Origin of the sequence: Peterkaempfera griseoplana, assembly GCF_001418575.1 — a bacterium.
GTDB classification, from domain to species: Bacteria; Actinomycetota; Actinomycetes; order Streptomycetales; family Streptomycetaceae; genus Peterkaempfera; species Peterkaempfera griseoplana.
Window position 1 is genome coordinate 1 of record NZ_LIQR01000527.1, and the last position, 4,739, is coordinate 4,739.

At 70.3% G+C, this 4,739-nt stretch carries 6 protein-coding genes; 3 read left to right on the plus strand and 3 right to left on the minus strand.

Annotation, left to right across the window (positions count from 1 at the left end):
* The first annotated feature begins 314 nt into the window (after positions 1 to 314).
* The 3 genes from AOK09_RS31680 to AOK09_RS31690 all read left to right on the plus strand — a co-directional run bounded on the left by AOK09_RS31680 (position 315) and on the right by AOK09_RS31690 (position 2,333).
* Complete coding sequence (locus tag AOK09_RS31680) at positions 315 to 1,136, plus strand: helix-turn-helix domain-containing protein (RefSeq protein WP_055590668.1); 822 nt, start codon at positions 315 to 317, stop codon at positions 1,134 to 1,136.
* Positions 1,133 to 1,339: a DUF397 domain-containing protein gene (locus AOK09_RS31685; protein WP_055590666.1), complete on the plus strand. Its 207-nt coding sequence runs from the start codon at positions 1,133 to 1,135 to the stop codon at positions 1,337 to 1,339. Before AOK09_RS31680 ends, AOK09_RS31685 begins: the two co-directional genes overlap by 4 nt.
* Before the next feature lie 172 nt (positions 1,340 to 1,511).
* The gene (locus tag AOK09_RS31690) at positions 1,512 to 2,333 is read left to right on the plus strand and encodes a hypothetical protein (RefSeq protein ID WP_055590669.1); all 822 of its coding nucleotides are present in this window, start codon (positions 1,512 to 1,514) and stop codon (positions 2,331 to 2,333) included.
* A gap of 192 nt (positions 2,334 to 2,525) precedes the next feature.
* Here the strand turns inward: AOK09_RS31690 and AOK09_RS31695 are convergent, their stop codons facing one another.
* The 3 genes from AOK09_RS31695 to AOK09_RS31705 form a co-directional block, all read right to left on the minus strand.
* Positions 2,526 to 3,047 (minus strand): GNAT family N-acetyltransferase, encoded by a 522-nt coding sequence (locus AOK09_RS31695; protein WP_079063592.1) that lies wholly within the window; start codon positions 3,045 to 3,047, stop codon positions 2,526 to 2,528.
* Between the two features lie 78 nt (positions 3,048 to 3,125).
* Positions 3,126 to 3,593: a phosphotransferase gene (locus tag AOK09_RS31700; protein WP_055590667.1), complete on the minus strand. Its 468-nt coding sequence runs from the start codon at positions 3,591 to 3,593 to the stop codon at positions 3,126 to 3,128.
* A gap of 99 nt (positions 3,594 to 3,692) precedes the next feature.
* A partial coding sequence (locus AOK09_RS31705) for an ABC transporter substrate-binding protein (RefSeq protein WP_063796132.1) occupies positions 3,693 to 4,739 on the minus strand: 1,047 nt, incomplete at its 5' end.

Below are 4,739 nucleotides of genomic sequence, written 5' to 3' on the forward strand. Positions count from 1 at the left end.
AGTGTGTATAAGAGACAGCCCCCGGGCTCCCACCCCCACTCGGCGAGCCGTCTGACGGTGGCCCAGCGGGCGAGGCGGGCGCCGAAGCGGGTGGAGCTGAATCTGTGCACGGCAGACCGGCGGGCGACCCCGACAGGGGGATGTTCGGACTTCATGGCCCCACCGTGGCTCCCGTACACATAGCCTGGCCAGCGCCACTGCGTGTACGCAGCGTACTGGTACGGGCACATGGCGGGACCGGTACGGCCGGTCGGCAGTGACGGCGGAGCAGGGGGCTCCGTTGGGTGGACATCAGGTCGGGGAGGTGGCCGGAGATGGCTGTCGGTGCGCAGGACGACTCGGGTACGGAGATCCTCAAGGGCTTCGGCAGGCAGCTGAAGCTGCTCCGCGAACGCTCCGGCCTCACCCAGGCCGAACTGGGCAGGCAGCTGGGCTACTCGGAGGACCTCATCTCCTCGGTGGAGCTGGGGCGCCGGCTGGCCCAGCCGGAGTTCATCGACAAGGCCGACGACGTACTGGGCGCGGGCGGGATGCTGGCCGCGCTGAAGCGGTCGGTGGCAGGGGCCCGATTCCCCGCGTTCTTCAGGGACTTCGCCCGGCTGGAGGCGGAGGCGGTGGAGCGGTACGCGTACGACAACATGGTGATCAACGGTCTGCTCCAGACCGAAGACTACGCGAGAGCCTTGTTCACGATGCGACGCCCCCTGCTGGACGAGGACACGATCGAACAACGTGTGGCGGCGCGTATGGCCCGACGAGAAGTGATCGATCGCCGTCCCTCGCCCCTGCTGGGGTTCGTCATCGAGGAAGTGGTGTTGCAGCGGCCGCTTGGGCGCGAACAGGTGCTCTGCGGGCAGCTGAGGCACCTTCTCAACATCGGACAACTTCGGCACGTGGAGATCCAGGTGATGCCCACTAGCCGTTCCGACAACGCAGGGGTCGCAGGCCCATTCACCCTGCTCACGCCCAAAGGCCGCCAGCAGGTGGCCTACCTGGAGGGGCAAGGACGGAGCACACTGATCACGGACACCGAGGAGGTACGCGCCATCGCATCCAGGTACGGAATCATCCGTGCCCAGGCGCTCACTCCTGAGGAGTCGCTGGCCTTCATTGAGAAGTCCCTGGGAGAGGCATGAACGTCACAGAAGCAGCCCCCGGCGCAGCAGAGTTGATCTGGTTCAAATCCACCTACAGCGACAACGAGGGCGGCAACTGCATCGAGGTCGCCACCTGCCCCGGCGCCGTGCACGTCCGGGACTCCAAGGACCGGCAGGGTCCCCAACTCGCCTTCACCCCCGAGGCCTGGGCGTCGTTCGTCGAGTTCGCCACCGCGCTCTGATCCTGTCGGTGCCGCCCGCCCTCCCGCGGGCGGCACCGGCAGGCCCCGAGGCCTTCTGGTGGGAGCGGCCCGGCTGTTCCAGGGTGCTGCGCGACTGCCTCTGAGCGCTGTCGCTCGCGGGATCCCGATCGTTCCCCCAACGAGTGGAGAAGCCGTGGGGCACCCCACCGCCATGATCCGCAGACCGCTCACCCTGCTCAGCGCCTTCGCGCTGGCAGCCGCTGCCGCCACCGGAGTCGCGGCGGCCCCTCCGGCCTCCGGCGGGCATCCGCACGGTGACTGCGCGGACGACAGGACGATGCTGTTCTGTGAGAACTTCGAGACCCTGCCGCTCGGCGCGGCCATCAGCCCCGACTGGGGTGTGAACACCGACCGTGGAACCCTCTCCGTCGAACGGGACTCCGCCCATGGACCGGACCACCGCCACGGCCGGGTGCTGCATCTGCACACCGAGGGCAACGGCCATGCCTTCGTCGAGGTGAACAACCTCAGGGCGCCGGGCAACAGCTTCTACGGGAGGATGCAGGTACGGGTCGACGCGCTGCCCTCCGCCCCGGACTGGGCCCACTTCACCCTGGTGGAGGCCACCGGCAGCGGCGACGGCAGCGTGGTCCGTCCGGTCGGCGGCCAGTATGTGCCGACCGTCGGCAACGGTACCGACCTGTGGGGCGTCGGCTCCGACGGTGGTCCCACCGGCGACTGGACCGACTGGAGGGAGTCCGCGCCCGCCTCGGCCGGCCGCTGGACCTGCGTGGAGTGGCGGCTGGACGCGCCGGACAACCGGGTCTCGGTGTGGCTCGACGGCCGGCCCCAACCGGATCTGACCGTCAGCACCACCCAGCACGGCGGCAATCCGGTGGACTTCGTCTTCCCCCGCTTCGACACGGTCCGCATCGGCTGGCAGCTCTACCAGCCCAACCCGACTCCGGCCTCCTACGACCTGCGGCTGGACGACCTGGCGCTGTCCACCCGGCGCCTGGGCTGCGGCTCCTGACCGGTGCCACCCGGCCGGGGGCCTCGCTTGCGCTCAGCCCGGCTGGTGGAGGTGGACAGCAGGACGCCCACGGCTCCTGAGTGCCCGACAACAGCCGTGGCCCGCCGCCTGGTCCCCCACTGCGAAAGGGAGGACCGGGCGGCGCAGTCCGCGCTCAGGCAGCTGTGGACGCGGTGCTTCGACGCCGTCCGGCTACAGGCGCTGCTCCAGGACCTGCCCGTGCCAGGGACCCGCCCCGGCCGGGTGGACCGTGAAGGTGTCGCTCGGGGTGAACCCGAGCCGCTGGTACTGGGCGACCAGGCGTCCCTGGTTGCCCGCGTAGCAGTCCACGCGGAGCAGACCGATGCCACGCCTTGCGGTCTCGGCGCGGGCGTCGTCGATCAGGGCGGCGCCGACGCCGCTCCCCTTGAGGGCGCGATCGGTCACCAGGCTGCGGACGTACAGCTCCCGCTCGTCCACCGGCGGCGCATACGGGGGTGGCTCCTCGGCCAGGATGCAGCAGCCGGCCGGCCGCCCGTCCACCTCGGCGATACGGACCAGGTAGTCGGTGGCGTAGCGGTGGATGCGCTCGACCGCGGCCGGGCTGGTGGACCAGGGGGTGGTGCCCCACTGGTCGGGATGGCCGCGCTCGACCAGCCAGGCGACGGCGCCGTCCAGCAGGCCGAGGATCGCGGGTGCGTCGGCGGGGCCGCCGGTGCGTACACGGATGGGCATGCGGGCCTTTCTATCTGCTCTGCCGCAGCCTGGCCAGCGCATTCTCCGAGATGCGGTACGCCTGCGGGCTCGGGCAGGTCAGCGCCCGTCGGCCAGGGAGCCCCGGCGGAGCGACACCCATTGACGGGCTGCCTGGATCTCACCGACCACGTCCCTGTCGCGCAGGCCCGCCATGGCGGGCTCGCAGCGCCGCGCGCCGGCCAGGATGCCCCGCCAGCAGCGGTCCTGCCACCACAGCACGGTGTCCACCACCTCGGCCGGACCGTGCAGGCCGTGGGTGTCGCAGATCAGCCGGATCCGCCGGGCAGCCTCCGGAACATCGGTGACGGACGGACCCAGGTCCAGGTACTGCCAGCAGACATGGGCGAGGTCCTGGATGCGCTCGCCCGGGGCGGCGATGTCCCAGTCGATGAGGTCCACGGGCAGCCAGTCGTCGTCATAGACGGTATTCCGGGGCGACAGGTCGTGGTGGCAGACGACCTGCGTTCCGTCGGCGAGGGACGTTCCGGCCGTCAGATCGTGGAACTCCCGCACCAGCCGGGCCACCGGGCCAGTCCCGCGTCATGGTGCGGCTCACCATGGCACACACACCGGCGCCTCCGCCCGCTGTCCGGGAGGCGGAGGCGCCGGGGTCCGCGCGGAGGGTCAGCCCGCCGAGGCGGCCTGCTGCGCGAACTCGGTGGTGTAGGTCTTGCTGAGGTCGATGTCCTTGCCCTTGACCTCGGGGTTGAAGGAGGAGAGGACGTCCAGCACGGTCTTGGGACCGTCGGCGGGCATCACACCGTCCTTGGTGAACATCGGCAGGGTGGACTCGATGGACTTGGCGTACAGGTCCTCACCGCCCTGGGCGTAGTCGGCGGGCATCTTGGCCGCGATCTCCGCCGGGGTGTGGGTGGACATCCACTTCAGGGTCCTGACGAAGGCGTTGGCCAGCTTCTGGGTGGTGTCCTTGTTCTTGCTCACCCAGTCCGTGTTCATGTACAGGCTGGAGGACGGGTAGAGGCCGCCGAGCGCCGCCTTGGAGCCCTCGGGGGTGCGCATGTCGTACAGCACCTTGCCCAGACCCTTGTCGAGGACGTTGGCCACGGTCGGGTCGGTGGTCATGCCGCCGTCGATGCTGCCCTGCTGGAGGGCGGCGATGAAGGTCTGGCCGGCGCCGACCGCGATCGGGCTGAAGTCGCCGACGGCGAGACCGTTCTTGACCGCCAGGTACTTGGTGAGGAAGTCGGTGGAGGAGCCCAGGCTGGTGATGCCCAGCTTCCGGCCCTTGAAGTCCTTGCCGGACTTGATCGACCCGGCCGCCTTGGTGGAGACCAGCTCCACCTCGCCGGGCGCCTGGGAGAACTGCACCACGGACTCCACCGACTTGCCCTTGGCCTGGAGGTCGATGGTGTGGTCGTAGAAGCCGACCGCGCCCTGGACGTCCCCGGCGATCAGCGCGGTGGTGGCGTCGACGCCGGCCGGCTCGGTCAGCAGCTCGACGTTGACCCCCTCGGCCTTGAAGAAGCCCAGGCGCTGGGTGAGCATCGCCGGCATGTAGATGACCTTGTCCAGGCCGCCGACCATGATCTTGACCTTGGGGCCGGACACGGCCGGGCCGGTGTCCTTGGCGACGGCGGTGCCGGAGTTGCTCGCCGCGTCGTTGGCGCAGGCGGCGAGGGGGAGCAGCAGGGCGGCGGCCGCGGCGGCGGC

Coding starts and splice junctions, on each gene's coding strand:
- AOK09_RS31680 (WP_055590668.1), top strand. CDS start 315: ATGGCTGTCGGTGCGCAGGACGACTCGGGTACGGAGATCCTCAAGGGC.
- AOK09_RS31685 (WP_055590666.1), top strand. CDS start 1,133: ATGAACGTCACAGAAGCAGCCCCCGGCGCAGCAGAGTTGATCTGGTTC.
- AOK09_RS31690 (WP_055590669.1), top strand. CDS start 1,512: ATGATCCGCAGACCGCTCACCCTGCTCAGCGCCTTCGCGCTGGCAGCC.
- AOK09_RS31695 (WP_079063592.1), bottom strand. CDS start 3,047: ATGCCCATCCGTGTACGCACCGGCGGCCCCGCCGACGCACCCGCGATC.